The 17,838-nt window shown below is 69.5% G+C and carries 20 protein-coding genes and 1 tRNA gene; 17 read left to right on the top strand and 4 right to left on the bottom strand.

All coding sequences use genetic code 11. The features are described from left to right. Window positions 1-18: 18 nt before the first annotated feature. From CR165_RS20605 to CR165_RS25175, 9 genes are all read left to right on the top strand, one after another. Window positions 19-588 carry a recombinase family protein gene (locus tag CR165_RS20605; protein ID WP_109518820.1) on the top strand — a complete coding sequence of 190 codons (570 nt, stop codon included), beginning with the start codon at window positions 19-21 and terminating at the stop codon, window positions 586-588. 150 nt (window positions 589-738) lie between these two features. Continuing rightward, window positions 739-1,077, top strand: coding sequence for a hypothetical protein (locus CR165_RS20600; RefSeq protein ID WP_245906633.1), 339 nt, complete (start codon window positions 739-741; stop codon window positions 1,075-1,077). Then, the gene (locus CR165_RS20595) at window positions 1,077-2,507 is read left to right on the top strand and encodes a terminase large subunit domain-containing protein (RefSeq protein ID WP_245906631.1); all 1,431 of its coding nucleotides are present in this window, start codon (window positions 1,077-1,079) and stop codon (window positions 2,505-2,507) included. Before CR165_RS20600 ends, CR165_RS20595 begins: the two co-directional genes overlap by 1 nt. Window positions 2,508-2,512: 5 nt before the next feature. Beyond that, the gene (locus tag CR165_RS20590; protein ID WP_146201961.1) at window positions 2,513-2,935 is read left to right on the top strand and encodes a hypothetical protein; all 423 of its coding nucleotides are present in this window, start codon (window positions 2,513-2,515) and stop codon (window positions 2,933-2,935) included. Continuing rightward, window positions 2,935-3,639 (top strand): hypothetical protein, encoded by a 705-nt coding sequence (locus CR165_RS20585; RefSeq protein ID WP_109518817.1) that lies wholly within the window; start codon window positions 2,935-2,937, stop codon window positions 3,637-3,639. Before CR165_RS20590 ends, CR165_RS20585 begins: the two co-directional genes overlap by 1 nt. Next, window positions 3,632-4,030 carry a hypothetical protein gene (locus tag CR165_RS20580; protein WP_146201960.1) on the top strand — a complete coding sequence of 133 codons (399 nt, stop codon included), beginning with the start codon at window positions 3,632-3,634 and terminating at the stop codon, window positions 4,028-4,030. The genes CR165_RS20585 and CR165_RS20580 overlap by 8 nt, the downstream gene beginning before the upstream one ends. Continuing rightward, a complete protein-coding gene (locus tag CR165_RS20575) occupies window positions 4,027-5,715 on the top strand; it encodes a tape measure protein (protein WP_109518815.1) in 1,689 nt (562 codons plus the stop codon). Before CR165_RS20580 ends, CR165_RS20575 begins: the two co-directional genes overlap by 4 nt. Continuing rightward, a complete protein-coding gene (locus CR165_RS20570; RefSeq protein ID WP_109518814.1) occupies window positions 5,715-6,368 on the top strand; it encodes a phage baseplate protein in 654 nt (217 codons plus the stop codon). Before CR165_RS20575 ends, CR165_RS20570 begins: the two co-directional genes overlap by 1 nt. A gap of 183 nt (window positions 6,369-6,551) precedes the next feature. Further along, the gene (locus CR165_RS25175; protein ID WP_181378264.1) at window positions 6,552-6,716 is read left to right on the top strand and encodes a hypothetical protein; all 165 of its coding nucleotides are present in this window, start codon (window positions 6,552-6,554) and stop codon (window positions 6,714-6,716) included. Between the two features lie 104 nt (window positions 6,717-6,820). Here CR165_RS25175 and CR165_RS20565 read toward each other — a convergent pair whose 3' ends face one another. The 4 genes from CR165_RS20565 to CR165_RS20555 form a co-directional block, all read right to left on the bottom strand. Continuing rightward, window positions 6,821-7,036: a hypothetical protein gene (locus CR165_RS20565; protein WP_109518813.1), complete on the bottom strand. Its 216-nt coding sequence runs from the start codon at window positions 7,034-7,036 to the stop codon at window positions 6,821-6,823. Between the two features lie 288 nt (window positions 7,037-7,324). Then, window positions 7,325-7,450 carry a hypothetical protein gene (locus CR165_RS26050; RefSeq protein WP_281262116.1) on the bottom strand — a complete coding sequence of 42 codons (126 nt, stop codon included), beginning with the start codon at window positions 7,448-7,450 and terminating at the stop codon, window positions 7,325-7,327. Between the two features lie 245 nt (window positions 7,451-7,695). Further along, window positions 7,696-7,772 (bottom strand) — tRNA-Arg (locus CR165_RS20560). 85 nt (window positions 7,773-7,857) lie between these two features. Further along, window positions 7,858-9,228 carry an amidase gene (locus CR165_RS20555; protein ID WP_109518812.1) on the bottom strand — a complete coding sequence of 457 codons (1,371 nt, stop codon included), beginning with the start codon at window positions 9,226-9,228 and terminating at the stop codon, window positions 7,858-7,860. Window positions 9,229-9,380: 152 nt separating this feature from the next. On the opposite strand from CR165_RS20555, the gene CR165_RS20550 reads away from it, so the two are divergent. The 8 genes from CR165_RS20550 (at window position 9,381) to CR165_RS20515 (ending at window position 17,827) form a co-directional block, all read left to right on the top strand. After that, window positions 9,381-10,361 carry a TRAP transporter substrate-binding protein gene (locus CR165_RS20550; RefSeq protein WP_245906629.1) on the top strand — a complete coding sequence of 327 codons (981 nt, stop codon included), beginning with the start codon at window positions 9,381-9,383 and terminating at the stop codon, window positions 10,359-10,361. 73 nt (window positions 10,362-10,434) lie between these two features. After that, the gene (locus tag CR165_RS20545; RefSeq protein WP_109518810.1) at window positions 10,435-10,941 is read left to right on the top strand and encodes a TRAP transporter small permease; all 507 of its coding nucleotides are present in this window, start codon (window positions 10,435-10,437) and stop codon (window positions 10,939-10,941) included. 6 nt (window positions 10,942-10,947) lie between these two features. Next, on the top strand, window positions 10,948-12,246 hold the full coding sequence (locus tag CR165_RS20540; protein ID WP_367604281.1) for a TRAP transporter large permease: 1,299 nt from the start codon (window positions 10,948-10,950) through the stop codon (window positions 12,244-12,246). Between the two features lie 35 nt (window positions 12,247-12,281). After that, a complete protein-coding gene (locus CR165_RS20535) occupies window positions 12,282-13,124 on the top strand; it encodes an NAD-dependent epimerase/dehydratase family protein (RefSeq protein ID WP_109518809.1) in 843 nt (280 codons plus the stop codon). Window positions 13,125-13,199: 75 nt separating this feature from the next. Continuing rightward, a complete protein-coding gene (locus tag CR165_RS20530; protein WP_109518808.1) occupies window positions 13,200-14,039 on the top strand; it encodes an aldose epimerase family protein in 840 nt (279 codons plus the stop codon). A 54-nt stretch (window positions 14,040-14,093) separates the two neighbouring features. Further along, window positions 14,094-15,236, top strand: coding sequence for an FAD-dependent oxidoreductase (locus CR165_RS20525; RefSeq protein WP_181378263.1), 1,143 nt, complete (start codon window positions 14,094-14,096; stop codon window positions 15,234-15,236). Between the two features lie 46 nt (window positions 15,237-15,282). Further along, window positions 15,283-16,590: an esterase-like activity of phytase family protein gene (locus CR165_RS20520; protein WP_109518806.1), complete on the top strand. Its 1,308-nt coding sequence runs from the start codon at window positions 15,283-15,285 to the stop codon at window positions 16,588-16,590. Between the two features lie 187 nt (window positions 16,591-16,777). After that, window positions 16,778-17,827, top strand: coding sequence for a TerC family protein (locus CR165_RS20515; RefSeq protein WP_109518805.1), 1,050 nt, complete (start codon window positions 16,778-16,780; stop codon window positions 17,825-17,827). Window positions 17,828-17,838: the final 11 nt, after the last annotated feature.

Here is a 17,838-nt window from a genome sequence, read left to right as displayed (position 1 = left end):
AGTGACACGGATCGTCTGATGCTCATCGGATATGCCCGAACCTCCACGGCAGAGCAGGAAGCTGGCCTCGATGCCCAGGAGCGCGATCTCCGCGCCGCTGGCTGCGAGAAGATCTATGCGGAGCGGGTATCCTCCGTTGCCGCCGATCGCGCCCAGCTTGCCGAGGCGTTGCGCTTCGTCCGATCCGGGGACGTGCTGGTGGTCACCAAGCCTGACCGCCTCGCCCGCTCCACTGCCGATCTCCTCGCCATCGTCACGGACCTAGAGAAGCGCGGCGTGGCCCTGCTGGTCCTATCCATGGGTGGTCAGCCGGTGGACACCCGTGGCGCTACGGGGAAGCTCCTGCTGACCATGCTCGCTGCCATCGCGGCCTTTGAGCGAGACCTGATGCTGGAGCGGCAGCGGGAGGGAATTTCCGCAGCGAAGGCCGCGGGGAAGTACAAGGGCCGCGCGCCCACTGCCCGTGCCAAGGCTTCTGAAGTTCTGGCTCTCCATGCGCAGGGTGTGGCGGTTGCGGAGATAGCCCGCCGGCTGAACATCGGCACGGCCAGTGCATTCCGGATCCTGCGGGATAGTCGCTCCTCCTGAGCCTTATCCAACGCTGGAAAACTCCGGAAAACCGCAGAATAACTATCTGATTTAGAAGAGAAAATTCCGATTGAGGGGCAGATAGGGCGCCGATACGGTGCTTGTATGCCTCGCATCGGACCATATTCCCGCGCCCGCAGCTTACAGAAGATGGATGGCCGCACCCGTGAGGCACGGCTGATGCGGGATCTGCGCGCAGAACTGTTCGCGCATGTCGGTGGAAAGCCCTCCGCCACACAGGTGGCGCTCATCGACCGTTGCGTCTGGCTCTCGCTCCACATGGCGCAGATCGATGCCAAGGCCGCTGATGGCCGGGCGATGACCGAGCACGACAGCCGCACCTACCTGGCCTGGAGCAACACGCTGACGCGCACGCTGCGGCAGCTCGGGCTGGAGGGCAAAGCGCTGGGCCAGCCGAAGACGTTGGCCGAGTACGCCGCGGAGCGGGTGGCCCAGGGTGCCGCTGGCGGGCGCGGAGCTGCCGCCTGATGCCGGCCCAGGCCATGACCATCCTCGAGGCGATGGACGATCCCAACCTCTTCGGGACGCATTTCCGCGGGGAGAGCTGGGGCGCCTGGAGGGCCTTTCTGGCGGCTTTGTTCGCTCTCCCCATGGATGAGGCGCAGGAGGCCATCTACCGCCACCACACGGGCCGTACGGCGCTCCCTGGCGGTGCCAGCAAGGAAGCCGTGCTGGTGTGCGGCCGCCGGGCGGGGAAGAGCCGCGTGGTAGCGTTCATCGCCACTTACCTGGCCACCTTCCGCAGCTATGAGGAGTACCTGGCGCCTGGCGAGGTGGCGACCATCGCAGTCATCGCCGCCAACCAGAAGCAGGCCCGCTCCATCTTCCGCTACATCTCCGGGGCGCTGAACAGCATCGGCCTCCTGAAGAGCATGGTGGAGAACGAGACCGCCGAGAGTATCGTGCTGAACAACCGGGTGGTCATTGAGATCGCCACCGCCTCCTTCCGGGTCACCCGCGGCTACACCTATGCAGCGGTGCTGGCGGATGAGATCGCCTTCTGGCGCAGCGAGGAGAGCGCCAACCCGGATGAGGAGATCATCAAGGCCATCCGGCCCGGCCTGAGCACCGTTCCAGGCGCCATGCTGCTGCTGGCTTCCTCGCCCTATGCCAAGCGGGGCCTGCTCTACAACCTGTGGAAGCGCCATTACGGGCAGGATGGCGCCCGGGTGCTGGTCTGGCGCGGCACCACGCAGGAGATGAACCCCCGGATTGATCCGGACATCATCGCCGAAGCTTACCAGGATGATCCTGAAGCGGCGTCGGCTGAGTACGGGGCCGAGTTCCGGAACGACATCGCTGCCTTCGTGGCGCGCGAGGTGGTCGATGCCTGCACGCCGCCTGGGCGGTACGAGGTGCCGTACATCACGGGGAATGCTTACCGGGCCTTTGTCGATCCGAGTGGGGGCACCTCCGACAGCATGACGCTGGCGATTGCGCACCAGGAAGGGCGGGGAACCGGCCCACGGCGTGCGGTGCTGGATGCGGTGCGCGAGGTGAAGCCGCCCTTCAGCCCCGAGCAGACGGTGGAGGAGTTCGCCACGCTGCTGAAGAGCTACCGCATCAGCCGGGTGACCGGGGATCGCTACGCCGGCGAGTGGCCCCGCGAGCAGTTCCGCAAGCACGGCATTCAGTACGACTTGGCGGACAAGCCGAAGTCCGACATCTACCGCGACCTGCTGCCGATGCTGAACTCCGGCCAATGCGAGCTCCTCGATGTTCCGCGCCTCGCCGCTCAGCTCTTCGGGCTGGAGCGCCGCACGTCGCGCGGTGGGCGGGACTCGATCGACCATTCTCCAGGCGGGCATGACGACTTGGCCAATGCGGTGGCAGGGGTGCTGGTGCATGGGCGGGGTGAGACGACCGCGCTGGAGCGCATGCGGGCGATGGTGAGCTGATCACGATGGCGAAGTTCAAGAGCTACGCAGCCCGCAATCACATTCTGAAAAACGCCCCGATGCCTCGGGCCATGCGGAAGCAGGCTCACTGCTCGGGCTTTCCCTCATACGAAGAGCTGCGCGCCGCGGCGGCAGCAAGGAATGACATGATGAGCAAGACCGAGCTCCGCACCGACATCATCCCGCCTGGTAGCCGCAACGACGCGGATTACAGCATGGCGCGCGCCTTCAACATCTTCCCGCCCTCGGCCGAAGACCAGGCCCGCACCGCCGCGGCTGATGCCGAGCGCCGGGCCCGGCTGTCTGATGCGTGGCGCACTCCAGCCGGCGGCCCAGCCAACCCCTCGGCCGCTCTGTCTGCCACGCCGGAAGCGGCGCTGGACGCGAAGCGCGATCGTCTCTCCAACGCCTGGAAGGAGGGCCGCTGATGGGCGCGCTGATGAAGGTGAAGCCGCAGGCCGAGGAGATCCCCGGCCTCGCCGCAGCGGATGCGCATGCGGCCGAGCTGCACGAGAAGTATCTCGGTCTCCGGCGGCAGATGCGCCAGGCGGAGGCCGATCTGGCGGCGGGTGTACGCAAGCGTACCAACCTCCTCTCTCGGGCCAAGGCTGGCGAGGTGGTGGCGCCTGCAGAGGTGGCCGAGGCGGAGGCTGCCACCCGAACGGCCGAGAGCGCGCTGATGCTGCTGCGCGAGGCCGCGCCGGCGGTGCTGAAGCAGCTCCAGGAGGCGGAGCAGGCGCTGATGGCTCTGGCTTGCCATCCCCTCCGGCTGACGGCTGAAGCGGCGCAGGCACGCTACGACGCCGCAGTGAAGGCGGCGGAGGAGGCACAGCGCGAGCGCAACGCGGCTTGGGAGGCGCATGACCGGCTCTCGCGCTGGAGCGTCGAATGGAACGGCCCCGACCAGGTGCAGCAGCATGCCCCGGCCGCCGTCGAGCGCCGGCGGCTTCTGAGTGACCTGCTGGAGGCTGACCGCAAGGCCGCTGCCACCGCTGAGGCGGAGGCCAAGCAGCGCCAGGCGGCCGAGGCCTTCAACCGCCGGGTCGAGGAGTTCAAGGCGCGGAACCGGGCGCAGGGATGGCCGGAGGATTGCGGCCTTGCCGACAACTGGGAGCGCCTGCGCCATGGGTGATGCGAAAGCGAGTTGTCGAGAGAGATCGGGCGAGAGGATCCCCGGCCTCTCCGCCGCCCATGCGGAGTTCCTGGCCGCCACGCAGCGCCTCCCCCTCCTGAAGCAGGAGGGTGATGCCTGCCATGCCGCCTTGCGCCGCGCCTACGCCCGCATGGAGGCGATGCAGGCTTCCTTCCTGAAGGGCGGCGCTGTGGATCTCATTGAGATCCGCCTGCTCGAAGACCTCATCAAGCGCGAGGAGGTGCGCCGCGACACTTTGCAGGCTGAGGCCAAGGAACTCGGCGGCAAGCTGGAGGTGCTGCAGGGGAAGATCGGCCCGATGGTGCGCAAGGCGCTGCAGCGCCAGGCCTCGATCGCTTTCGCGCTTCAGGCGAAGGGAGGCCGTGCGTGACTGTTGTTCGGGAACTCACCACCCTCCTCAACTTCGATGTCGATGACCGCGAAGCGAAGAAGTGGGAAGGCCGCATTGATGGCTTTGCCCGCAAGGCGTCGGCCGTCGCGATCGGCATAGGCACCGCCCTCGCCGCCGCCTTCAGCATCGACAAGATCGTGCAGGCTGGTGACGCTTACACCACCACCATGAACCGGCTGGGGGCCTCGACCGCCAGCGCAGTGGAGGCCACCCAGGCCTTCGAAGGGCTCTACACCTCCGCGCGGGAAACCGGCATCGCGGTGGATGAGAGCTCGAAAGCGTTCATGCGGTTCAGCCCGGCGATGCAGAAGCTGGGCTACGGCATGAGCGATACGATCTCGCTCATCGACGGGCTGCAGAAAGGCCTCCTGGCCGCAGGTGCCACCGCGCAGGAAAGCGGCAGCGTCTTCCAGCAGCTTGGCCAGGCGATCAACGCCAACGTCTTCCAGGGCGAGGAGCTCGGTTCGTTCCTGGAGAACGCCTCGCCGACGCTGGTCAGCACCTTTGCCGAGGCGCTGGGGACGACGAGCGACAAGCTCAAGGAGCTGGGCAGCGAGGGGAAGCTGACCGCGAAGAACGTCCTCCCCGCCATGCTGCAGGCCGCCAAGGCGGGCCGGGATGAGTTTGGCCGGATGCGGGTCACGGTCGGCCTGGCGATGGCCCGCAGCGGCGTGGCTGTCGATCGCTTCACCGCCGAGCTGGAGCGGGCGTTCCGCTTCACGGAGATCCTCGCGCGCGGCATTGAGGCGGTGGGCCAGAAGATCGACCAGTGGCGCAGCTACATTCCCAGCATTGGCCGTGTGGTGAACGAGCTGGGCGGGCTGGAGAGCATCCTTCGCGCGCTGGGCTATGGCATCGTGTTCGTCACCGGCGTCACCCTGGCGCTGAACGGCGCGCTCTCTGCGCTGATCGTCCGCGCTGCGGTGCTGGCCGCCCCGTTCCTGGCCTTCAGCGCGGCCATCGTCCTCGCTGGCGCGATGATCGACGACTTCATCAAGTGGGTGAAGAACGACGGGACCAAGACCCTCTTCGGCGATTGGTTCGGTGACTTTGACTCGGTGGTGGCACCGCTGAAATCGGCGTTCGACGAGGTCAGCAATACCCTCGCCAGCGTGCCGGGCAGGGTCAAGGCCGCGTGGGACTGGCTGAAGGCCTATCTCAAGCAGTTCTGGAACGACATCATTGCCGGCTGGCCGGACTGGGTGAAGGGAGCGCTGGGGCTTAATCTGACATCTTCGCAGGATCCTGCCGAACGTCGCCGGCAAGCCGGAGGTGCCGGCGGCGAGGAGACAGCCAGCCCCGCGACCAACTGGTTCTATGACACGATGCGCCCGTTCCTGGGCGCTCTCGGCATGCGCCAGCGCATCATCGAGCCGGACGGCACGGAGCTTCTCCTGCCCAAGGGCGGGGACATGCTGGGAGCGCTCAACGACAACTATCTGCGCCGCTTCAACCCGGCCGGGAGCACGGTGAGCACTCAGAACAACAGCGCGACGGTGACGAACAACGTCACGGTGAACGCGACCGGCGTCTCTGGCCCCGAGGTCGCCGCGGCAACTCAGCGCGGCATGGATCGAGCCCTATTCCGGGAATACTGGCTGGAGAACATGGCTCGCGAGGCGAGGGGGGCCCGGATGGCGCATCCGGGGGTTGAATCGCGATGATGACGGTCCTCTCCTTCGCAGATCGGCGAACGCGCCTCGGCAGCCTGGTGCTGGACGTGCTGGTCAGCGAGGAGGTCGATCTGGTGGCCGAGGTGACGCGCTATCCCGTCGAGGATGGCACGATCATCTCCGACCACATCACCCAGGGCGTGGAGACGGTCCGCATCTCCGGCATGGTCAGCACCGCCAGCGTCATGGCCTTCTCCTTCGCTGGTGGCGGCGCGCTGAAGCTGGTGGACGCGGTGGACATGCTCCGCTCCATGCACAAGGCCCGAGCCCTGGTGACCATCAGCACCGGCCAGATGATCTACACCGACATGGGGTTCACGAACCTCAACGCCATCCGGTCCAACGACGAGCGCGGCGGCAACTGGCTGCAGGTGCGCGGCGAGCTGGTGAAGGTGCGGAAGGCGCGGCTGCGGACGGCGGAGGTGCCGGAGGCGCCGGCGCAGGCACCTGCCCGGGGCCGGGCTGGCGAGACCAACAAGCCGGCGGGCAAGTCCAGCGGGACGAGTTCGCAGGCCGCGCCGACTGAGGGGCAGCCGGTCAACCAGACCTTTGCCCGGGGGGCCTACAACTCGCAGTCCGGGCAGGCTCTCCTCAAGGCGCTGAAGGGGGACTTCACGGGGTTTCTAGGTCCTACGCGACCCTGATCGGCAGCAGGAAGAGGCTTTGCTAAAGGTGAAGGCGGCGGTCAGAGGGCCAGGGGGGGGTAGCGTTTCGCGCCCCTTGCGTGACCGATCCGTACAAAATTTTCAGCCTGCATTACGATTTTTTGCGCTGCCTACGTGGTCGTGACGCGAAGGTCTGGCTTCCATTCAACACAGGAGACCCTGATGGAAACCGCTCGCTCTCGCCTCGCTTTTGTCGAGCGCATGATCAACCACCCGGAGCCGCAACTCCGCCCTCTGTTCGAGGCGATCTATCGAACTGAGATCCACAGCTACCGCAAGGCGGCTGAGGAGGAAGCGCGCGACGAGGCCCTTAAAAAAGGCCATTAAAAGCGCTGTTGCGCGCGTGATACCCGTCGAGAAGGTGCGGCACAGTGCCGCACCTTCCTTCGACCATCTTCTCCATCGAGTTCGGCAACTGCCATTCCTGGGCGCTACTTCATGCGCCTCATATGGCCAGAGGCCACAAGGCGCTTCACCTCGCCATAGACGGCGCTGATAGAAATGTGCCCGATATAATTGATGTTTTCGGCGAAGTCGTCACGCATGACGACCACATGGCCTGGTTCCAATGGCGCCGTGCTTCCCGTGACGGTCCGCACGGAGGTCTGCTGGGTGACCAGGTAGTTTTCGGGCGGCGGCAAACCCATTCAACCCTCCTCCAATCCTTGGATACACTGATACCTAATCCAGGCTGACCGGCCCATCCCGCTTGCCTTGGCGCCGCAGCTCATTGAGCCACCCTTCCGAAGCTAATCTTCAGGCCGTCGGCGCGCGTCTCATCAACTCCTACATGCTCCGCACGAAGCCGCTGGGCCATATTGAGGGCAGCGGCCTTCAAGGCCTGACGCTCATCTGCCCGACAGGGAATGAAAGCAGCGCCCTTCATGTCAGCAAGGCGCCGAAGCTGAGAGTCCCACTTAGCCATCTGTCTACCTTCAGGCCCTGGTCACGTACTCGTCGATAGCCACCAGCACCATCTCCTTGACCCTCATCCCGCGTCGATGGGCCATGATCTTCAGCGTCTCCAGCTTTTTGGGCTCGATCCGCAGCGTGGTGGTCATCTCTGCCCCAGTGGCATGGAACGCAGCATAGGTGGAGCTGACCATGAGGAGTTGGGGGAAGATAAAATTCGTCGATTGGTTCCACCCTGCTTCCGCGGCCTCAGACGCAGAAAAGGCCCGCCAAAGCGAGCCCAACCAAGCGAATCGTCTCTGAGGTTCTGCGGTCTAACCGCCCTGCTGGTGACTCTGTGGTGACACCAGCAACCTGCCTTGGTGCTTGAATTCGCCTAAGGCACTGAAAAGATTGGCGGACCCGATACGATTCGAACGTACGACCTTTGCCTTCGGAGGGCAACGCTCTATCCAGCTGAGCTACGGGTCCTCGCCAGGGGCTTCTTTAGCCGGATGCGGCCGGCAAGGGAAGCCCCGGATCGCACTCTCAGGCCGGCGCTCTCAGGCTGCCAAGCTCAGGCCGCCAGGGCCGCCTCCACCGCCACGGCAATGGCGAACAGCGCGGCGTCGCCGTCATGGGCGCCGGTCAGCATCAGCCCCACCGGGGCCTCGCCCGGGGCATGGCAGGGCAGGCTGATGCTGCAGCGGTCGAGGAAGTTGAAGGCCGCCGTGTTGCGCAGCAGCAGCAGGTTGATGCGGTTGTACTCGGCCTCCTCCGCCACCTCGGAGAGGGCGGGCGGGGTCAGGGCGGTGGTCGGGCAGAGCACCGCGTCATAGGGCGCGGTGCGCGCCGCCGTGGCGGCGATGATGCGGGCGCGGTCCTGTTGCAGGGCGATGTAGTCGGCGGCGCTCATCGCCGCGCCGCGCTGGATGCGGGCCCGGATGCGCGGGTCGTAGCGGTCGGCGGCGCGGGCGAGCAGGGCGCGGTGCCAGGCATAGGCTTCCACCGCCGCGAAGCCGCCCGTGGCATTCGCCTTCGGGATCTCGGCCAGCTCCGGCAGGGCGAAGCGCTCGATGCGTGCGCCGGCCTGTTCCAGCCGCGCCACGGCGCGGTCGAAGGCGGCCAGCACCGCCGGCTCCACCCCCTCGAACAGGAAGGTGTCCTCGGGGATGCCGAGGCGCAGCCCGGCCACCGGGCGGGCGGGCGGCGGCGCGGCGTGCCCGGCGCCGGCCATCAGCGCGTGCAGCACGGCGCAGCAGCCGGCGGTGTTGGCCAGCGGCCCGATGCTGTCGAGCGAGAAGGAGAGCGGCAGCACGCCTTCCAGCGGCACCCGCTTCGCGGTGGGCTTGTAGCCGACGATGCCGCACAGCGCCGCCGGCACGCGGCAGGAGCCGCCGGTGTCGGAGCCCAGCGCGCCGAGGCCCATGCCCTCGGCCACCGCCACGGCGGCGCCGGAGGAGGAGCCGCCGGGCAGCCGCCCCGTGGCGCGGTCCCAGGGCGAGAGCGGCGTGCCGTGGTGCGGGTTCACGCCCAGGCCGCTGAAGGCGAACTCCACCATGTTGGTGCGGCCGAGCACGACGAAGCCGGCGCGCTCCAGCCGCGCCACGGCGGGGGCGGTGGCCGTGGCGGGGGCTGCGTCGTCCAGCGCCACGGCGCCGGCGCGGGTGGGCACGCCCTGCTGGTCGAACAGGTCCTTGATGGAGATCGGGATGCCGGCCCAGGGGGAGGGGGCGCGGCCGGCGGCGCGCAGCGAATCCATGGCGCGGGCCGTGGCCAGGGCCTGCTCCGCCTGCACCGCCACGAAGGCCCGCGCGCCCTCGCCGGTGGGGTCGGCGATGCGGGCCAGGGCGGCCTCGGTCAGCGCCAGGGCGGTGGTGCGGCCGGTGGCAAGGTCCTGGGCGGCCTGGGAGAGGGTGGGGGCGAAGCTGGCGGCGCGGTGCGGCATGCGGAAAGGGCGATCCTGGCGGCGGCGGAGGAAGGGGCGGGCATGCTGCGGCGGGTGGCGGCGCAGGGCAAGAGACCGCGATCGGGGAGTTTGACAACCGGGCCGTTTCGGAGGCACGCTTTCCCCAACGAAAACATGCGGGGGGAAGTATGATGACCCGACGTCTGATGAATTGGGCGGCCGCGGCCGCGGTGGCGCTGCTGGGCTGGACCTCCACGCCCAGCCAGGCGCAGGAATGGCGCGGCTGGAACATCCACCCGCCGGACTACCCCGTCTCCAAGGGCATGGACCGCTTCACCGAGCTGGTGGCCCAGCGCAGCAACAACCGCATCCGGATGAAGACCTTCCATTCGGCGCAGCTCGGCCAGCAGGACGAGGCGATCCAGCAGATGCGGCTGGGCTCGATCGACTTCGCCGAGTTCAACATGAGCGGGCTGAACAACATCGTCCCCAGCACGCAGGTGCTGACGCTGCCCTTCCTGTTCCGCTCCGTGGCGCACCAGCACACGGTGGTGGACGGCCCGATCGGCGACACGGTGGCCGAGGACCTGGCCAATGCCGGCATCGTGCCGCTGGCCTGGTACGACGCCGGCGCGCGCAGCATGTACACCATCCGCCCGGTGAAGGTGCCGGCCGACCTGCGCGGCATGAAGATCCGCGTGCAGACCTCGGACCTGTGGATCGACATCATCAAGGCGCTGGGCGCCAACGCGACGCCGCTGCCCTTCGGCGAGGTGTACACCTCGCTGCAATCCGGCGTCATCGATGGCGCCGAGAACAACTGGCCCTCCTACGAGAGCACCCGCCACTTCGAGGTGGCCAAGTACTTCGCCACCACTGAGCACTCCAACGTGCCGGAGGTGCTGGCGGTCTCCTCCCTGCGCTGGCGCCGGCTGAACCAGGCCGACAAGGACATGCTCCGTGCCGCCGCCCGCGAATCGGCGCAGTACCAGCGCCAGCTCTGGGCGGAGCGCGAGCGGGTGAGCCGGGAGAAGGTGATCGCCGGCGGCGCGCAGGTGACCGACATCACCGACCGCGGCCCGTGGCAGCAGCTGATGGAGCCGGTCTACAAGAAGTACGCGACCGACCCGCGCATGGCCGACCTGGTCCGCCGCATCCGCGAGACGCCCTGACAGGCCGGGGCGCGGCATCCCACCGGGTGCCGCGCCCTTTTTCCATCCGCGCCATGCAGGGAGCCCCGCCGCGATGGCAGCCTTCTCGCGCCTGCTCGATATTCTCGCCCGCATCGTCATCGTCCTGGCCTCCGCCGCCATGGTGCTGCTGGTGGCCATCACCGGCTGGATGGTGTTCGGCCGCTACGTGCTGAACGACACGCCCACCTGGGTGGAGCGGGCCGCCGTCCTCATCGTCCTTGGCATCGTGCTGCCGGTCGCCGCCGTGGGGGTGCGCGAGCGCTTCCACCTCTCCGTCCTTGGCTTCCGCGACGCGCTGCCGGCGCCGGCACGCTGGGCGGCGGAGCTGGCCTCCGACGTTGTCGTGGGCCTGTTCGGCCTCGCCATGGCCTGGTGGTCCTGGGAGCTGGTGGCGACCAGCCAGGGCATCCGCATCCCGCTGCTCGGCATCAGCCAGATCTGGACCTACCTGCCGCTGACCCTCTGCGGCGCGCTCATCACCCTGTTCTCAATCGAGCAGGTCCTGCTCGCGCTGCGGCACCGCCACACGGAGCAGCGCGCCGCCCTGTCGCTGGAGTAGCCCTGCGTGGAAATCGGCCTGATCCTTCTCTTCCTCGTCTTCTTCGCCGGCATCGTCATGGGGGTGCCGGTGGCCTTCACGCTGGGCCTCGCCGCGCTGGCCGGCTTCCTGTGGGAGGGCATCAGCCCCGCCGTGGTGTTCCAGCAGATGACGTCGGGGATGAGCATGTTCTCCCTGCTCGCCATCCCGTTCTTCATCTTCGCCGGCGAGATCATGATGCATGGCGGCATCGCCCGCCGGCTGATCGCTGTGGCGGCCGGGCTGGTGGGCTGGATGCGCGGCGGGCTCGGCCTGGTGAACGTCGCCGCCTCCATGCTGTTCGGCGGCATCTCCGGCTCGGCGGTGGCCGACGCCTCGGCGCTCGGCACCGTGCTGATCCCGGCGATGAAGCAGAAGGGCTACGACACCGACTACGCGGTGAACGTGACCGTCACGGCCTCGATCGCCGGCATCATGATCCCGCCCAGCCACAACATGATCCTCTACAGCCTGGCGGCGGGGGGCGGCATCTCGGTCTCGGCGCTGTTCTTCGCCGGCATCGTGCCGGGCGTCATCATGTGCGCCTGCCTCGCGGTTGCCGCCTATGTGCTGGCGGTGCGGCGCGGCTACCCGGCCGAGCAGTGGCAGGGCTTCCGCCACCTGCTGATGACCTTCCTCGACGCCCTGCCGGGGCTGATGACCGGCGTCATCATCCTGGGCGGCGTGCTGGGCGGCGTGTTCACCGTCACCGAATCGGCCGCCTTCGGCGCCATCTGGGCGGTGCTGACCACGCTGATCGTCTATCGCGGCCTGACCTGGGAAACCTTCAAGATCGCCCTCGCCGCCTCGGTGCGCACCACCGCCGTGGTGCTGCTGCTGGTGGGCACCGCCACGGCCTTCGCCTACCTGCTCGCCCTCTACGGCTTCGCCGACATGCTGACGCGCGGGATGCTGGCAATCAGCGACAACCCCATCGTCATCCTGCTGCTGATCAACGTGGCGCTGCTGCTGCTCGGCTGCGTCATGGACATGGCGGCGCTGATCCTGATCACCACGCCCATCTTCCTGCCCGTGGTGCAGGCGCTGGGCATGGACCCGGTGCAGTTCGGCATGGTGGTGATGATGAATCTCGGCCTCGGCCTTACCACGCCGCCGGTCGGCGCGGTGCTGTTCGTCGGCTGCGCCATCGGCAAGATCCGCATCGAGCAGACAATGAAGGGCATCTGGCCGTTCTATGGCGCCATCCTGGTGGCGCTGGCCTTGACCACCTACTGGCCCGCTGTTTCCCTCACCCTGCCGCGCCTGCTGCTCGGCTACGGCCAGTGACGCGCGGCCGTTGAATTCCTGAGGACCGCAACCCGATGACCGCTTCGCAAAAGCCCGTCCTGCTGACCGGCGCCTCCGGCAATCTCGGCCGCATGCTGGCGGCCGAGCTGTCGGCGCGCGGCCACAGCCTGGTGCTGACCGACATCAAGCCCTTCCCCGACCCCCTGCCGGAAGGGGCCAGGTTCACCACCGTGGATCTCGGCGACGGGCTGGCGATGATGCGCATCGCCGAGGGCTGCCAGGCGATCCTGCATTTCGGCGGCGTCTCGGTCGACCGGCCCTTCGAGGAGGTGCTGGACCCCAACATCCGCGGCCTCTACCACGTCTACGAGGCGGCGCGGCGCGAGGGGGCGCGGGTGCTGTTCGCCAGCTCCAACCACAGCATCGGCTTCCATGAGCGCCCCTCGGGCAACGCCGCGAAGCTGGATGCCGACTGCGCCTTCCGCCCCGACAGCTTCTACGGCCTCTCCAAGGCCTATGGCGAGCTGATGGGCCGGCTCTACTGGGACAAGCACGGGGTGGAGAACCTCAACGTCCGCATCGGCTCCTGCTTCCCCGAGCCGGTGGATGCCCGGATGCTCTCCACCTGGCTCTCCTTCGCCGACCTGGCGCGGCTCTGCGCCGACTTCATCGCGGCGCCGAAGGTCGGCCATGCCGTGATCTGGGGCGCCAGCGACAACCCCGCCACCTATTGGGGCACCGACCACCGCGACCGCATCGGCTGGCAGCCGCAGGACAGCGCCGAGGCGTTCCGCGAGCAGGTGGGCGGCAAGGTCTCCGGCAACCCGGTGACCGAGCGCTACCAGGGTGGCGCCTACTGCGCCAGCGACTACAGCCGCGCCGGGCCCAGCCCGCGCGAGACCTTCGCCCTCGACTGACCGGCCCCGCCCCGGTCTGGCGCGCGGGGCGGGGGAGGCCTATCCTTCCCCCGCCGCACCGCCAAGGAAGCTTCCATGCGCCTCGAATCCGGTCCCTGGCGGGCCGAGCTGAGCCCGGAGGAGGGCGCCGCCTTCGTCGCGCTGGAGCATGAAGGGCGCCCCATCCTGGCGCCGCTCGCCGGCCGCGACCCCAATTCCACCCCGGCCGGCGCCTTCTGGATGCTGCCCTGGACCAACCGCCTCGATGGCGGCCGCTTCCCCTGGGCCGGCGCCACCCATGTCTTCCCGCTGACCCATCCGCAGGAGGGCAACGCGCTGCACGGCCTCTCCCGCCTCGCGCCCTGGCAGGTGGAGGAGCGGGGCGCGGCGGTGGCGGTGCTGACCCAGTCCCTTGCCCGCGGGCCGTTCCACTACCACGCCCGGCTGCGCGTGGCGCTGGGGCCGGAAGGGCTGCGCCTGGCCATGACGGTGCGCAACGCCGGCACCGCGCCCTGCCCGATGGGCTTCGGCTGGCACCCCTGGTTCGCGCGGCCGCCCGGCTGCACCCTCCGCTTCGCCGCGCGCGCCACCTTCCTGCGCGATGCGCGCAAGCTGCCCGTCGCCGCGCAGGACAGCGCCGGGCTGGAGGGCGGCGAGCTGGACTGGCTCGGCACCGACGCGCATTTCGCCGGCTGGGACGGGCTGGCCGAGCTGCGCCGCCCGGACATGGCGCTGACGCTGCGCGCCAGCGGCGACTGGGCGCACAACCTGCAATTCTACGCGCCCGCCGACCATCCGGTGCTCTGCCTGGAGCCGGTGAGCCATGTGCCGGATGTCATCAACCGCCCCTTCCTGGCCCCGCACGGCGCCATGCGCGTGCTGGCGCCCGGCGAGGCGCTGGAGGGGCTGATCGCCCTCTCGGTGGCGCCGGCCTGAGAGGCGGGCCGCCAGGCCGTTGCCTTTCCGCCCCGCCGCGTCATGCTGCGCGCCATGCCGAACGCGCTTGTCCTCGGGGCCGGGATCATGGGCCTCTCCGCCGCCTGGGGCCTGTCCCGGGCGGGCTGGTCCGTCACCGTGGTGGAGCAGGATGACTGCCCCAACCCGCGCGGCGCCAGCGTCGACGACCACCGCCTGATCCGCCACGCCTATGGCGCCGAGCGCGGCTACATGCGGATGGTGGACGCCGCCTACGCCGCCTGGGACCGGCTCTGGGCCGACCTCGGCGAGACGCTGCACGTGCCGACCGGCGTGCTGGCCCTGGGCGGGGGAGGCGGCGGGGAATCCGGCCCCGGCTGGCTGGCCGAGAGCCGCGCCGCCCTGGCCGCCGACGGCCATGCCTTCACCGATCTCGACCCCGCCGCGCTGGAGCGGCGCTTTCCCATGCTCACCGCGGCGGGGGTGAGGGAGGCCTTCCACATGGCGCCGGGCGGCGTGCTGCTGGCGCGGCGCATCGTGGCGGCGCTGGCGGCGCATCTGGCGGCGCGCGGCGTCGCCTTCCGCCGCGCCCGCGCGCGTTCGGCCGACCCGGAACGCGCCACCCTGGCGCTGGAGGACGGCACCACCCTGGGCGGAGACCTGCTGGTGGTGGCCGCCGGCCCCTGGGCGCCGCGCTTCCTGCCTGGCCTCGCCGCGCGCGTCACGCCCTCGCGGCAGATCGTCGTCTATCTGGAGCCGCCGCCGGAGCACCGCGCCGCCTGGGCCGCCGCGCCGATGCTGCTCGACCTCTCCGAGCGGGGCGGCTTCTACGCCGTGCCGCCGGTGGCAGGCACGGCGCTGAAGATCGGCGACCACCGCTTCTCCTGCCAGGGCGAGGCCGACGACCCGCGCGAGGCCAGCCCGGCCGAGGCGGAGGCCATCCTCGCCCTGGCCCGCCCCCGGCTGCGCGGCGCGGCGGGCTACCGCGTGCTCGGCGCCCGCGCCTGCTACTACGACGTGGAGCCAGAGGAGCGCTTCCTGCTGGAGCCGATCGGGCCCCGGGCACTGGTGATGAGCGGCTTCTCCGGCCATGGCTTCAAGTTCGGCCCGCTGCTGGGGCTGGCGGTGGCGGGCGAGGACCGGATGCGCCGCGCCGCCTGGGCCGCCGGCCATGCGGAGGACGCGGCTGTCATGGAAGGGTCACGCGGCAGCGCCTGAGGCGGCCGCTAGGGTCCGCGCCATCTCCCATGCGCGGATTCCCACCATGCGACGCCTTCTGCTCACCTGCGGCCTGCTGCTTCCCGTCCTCGCCGCCCCCGCCCTCGCGGCGCCCGAGATCACCATGCTGGAGAGCGACGACCCGGCGCTGCGCCTCGGCCGCCACACCTTCCCGGGTGGCCGGGCGCTGGAGCTCTCGGTGGGCATCGGCAGCGCCGCCCACCATCGCCCGGGCGACCCGGCGGACATCCTCTACACCCTCTCCGACCGTGGCCCGAACATCGCCTGCGCCGATGCCGAGCCGGTCACCGGCCTGAAGCCGGAGGCGATCTGCGCCGAGGACCGGCGCGGCCGCCTCTACCCGGTGCCGCGCTACGCCCCCACCTTCTACGGCGTGCAGCTCCTGCCCGCCGAGAAGCGCTTCCGCCTCTTCGAGGCCATCGCGCTGAAGCGGCCCGACGGCCGGCCCGTCAGCGGCCTGACCAACCCGCTGCCCGGCCGCACCGAGACGCCGCTGGACGGCACCGGCCGCGCCCTGCCGCACGACCCCGCCGCCATCGACGCCGAGGGGCTGCTGCGCCTGCCCGATGGCCGCTTCTGGGTGGGCGAGGAGAACGGCCCCTCGCTGGTCGAGGTGGCGGCCGATGGCCGCATCCTGCGCCGCGTCGTCCCCGCCGGCACGGAGGGCGAGTTCGCCGGCGCGGGCTACCGCATCGAGCCCGGCCTGCCGGCCATCCTGGCCCGGCGCCAGTCCAACCGCGGCATCGAGAGCATGGCCGGCACGCCGGACGGCGCCACCCTCTACGCCATCCTGCAGAACCCGCTGGCCAACCCGGACGCCGCCGCCTACCGCGCCGCGCGCAACACCCGGCTGCTCCGCTTCGACCCCACCGCCGGGCGGGTGACGGGCGAATGGGTCTACCAGCTCGACGACCCGCGCAGCTTCCGCAACGATCCCTCCGAGCGGCAGAGCGACCCGCGCATCTCCGAGCTGGCCTGGCTCGGGCCCGAGCGGCTGCTGGTGCTGGAGCGCACCGAGCGCACCACCAAGCTCTACGAGGTGCGGCTGGACCAGGGCGCCACCGACATCGCCGGCACCGCCTGGGACGACGCGGCCACCCGCCCCAGCCTGGAGCAGCGCAACGACCTCTCGGGCACCGGCCTCTCGGGCACCGGCCTCGTGCCGCTGGCCAAGCGGCTGGTGCTGGACAGCGCCGACCACCCCGAGCTGCCCGGCAAGATCGAGGGCATCGCCATCCTGCCGGACCGCACCCTGGTCCTCGTCAACGACGACGATTTCGGCATCACCGGCGAGACGACGCGCATCGCCCTGATCCGCGGCGTGCTGGACTGAGGGGCGGGGAAGGCGGGAGGAACGGGCGGGGCGGGAAAATCGGCGCGCCGCCCGCGCCGCCGTCTTGAACGGAGCCTGGGCCGGGCCACGTCATCCGGCGTCCGGTTCCCTCTGGCAGCGCGCCCCGCGGCGCCTGCGATGTCGGACACATCGCTTGATCCCGCCCCTCCGCCGGAGGGGCCCGACCATGCCGGAGCCGACCTTGGAATTCCTCACAGCCAGCTTCCTGGCCACGCCCGTCTGGATGTGGCTCGCCTTCATGGCGCTCGTCGTCACCCTGCTGGTGCTCGACCTCGGGGTCCTGCACCGCGAGAGCCGCGAGATCGGCGTGCGCGAGAGCCTGATCCTCTCCGCCGTCTATATCGGCCTCGGCCTGCTGTTCGGCGGCTGGGTCTGGTATTCCTTCGACCATCTCCGCCCGCCCCTGGAGGGCGCGCTCGACGGCGCCACCGCCGCCCAGCTCTACTGGACCGGCTTCATCGTCGAGAAGACGCTGGCGATGGACAATGTCTTCGTCATCGCCATGATCTTCGGCTACTTCGCCGTGCCCCGCCTCTACCAGCACCGCGTGCTGTTCTGGGGCATCCTCGGCGTCATCGTGCTGCGCGCCGTCATGATCGGCCTCGGCGCCGCCATCGTGCAGCAATTCGCCTGGGTGCTCTACCTGTTCGCCGGCTTCCTCATCCTCACCGGCATCAAGATGTGGCGGATGGCGGACGCCAAGCCGGACATCGCCGGCAACCCGCTGCTCCGCCTCATCCGCCGCCGCTTCCGCGTGACGGAGGGGCTGCACGGCGAGCGCTTCTTCATCCGCCAGCCGGACCCGGCCACCGGCCGCCCGGCCCTGTTCATGACGCCGCTCTTCCTGGCGCTGGTGCTGGTGGAGGTGGCGGACGTCATCTTCGCGGTGGATTCGGTGCCGGCGATCTTCGCCATCACCACCGACCCCTTCATCGTCTACACCTCGAACATCTTCGCCATCCTCGGCCTGCGCGCGCTCTACTTCGCGCTCTCGGCCATGGTGCACCGCTTCCACTACCTGAAATACGCGCTCTCGGTGCTGCTGGTGTTCATCGGCGGCAAGATCTTCGTGGCGGACCTGCTCTTCCCCGAGACCGGCAAGGTGCCGCCCGCCCTCTCGCTCGGCGTCACCTTCGCCATCCTGGCGGCGGGCATCCTCTACTCGCTGTGGCGCACGCGCGGCATGGCGGCGCCCCCGGCCGCGCCGGGGGCATGAAAAAAGGCCCG

This window comes from Teichococcus aestuarii (assembly GCF_003116135.1).
GTDB classification, from domain to species: Bacteria; Pseudomonadota; Alphaproteobacteria; order Acetobacterales; family Acetobacteraceae; genus Pseudoroseomonas; species Pseudoroseomonas aestuarii.
The sequence above is the reverse complement of the archived record's forward strand: the minus strand, read 5'-3'. Positions and strand labels throughout refer to the sequence as shown.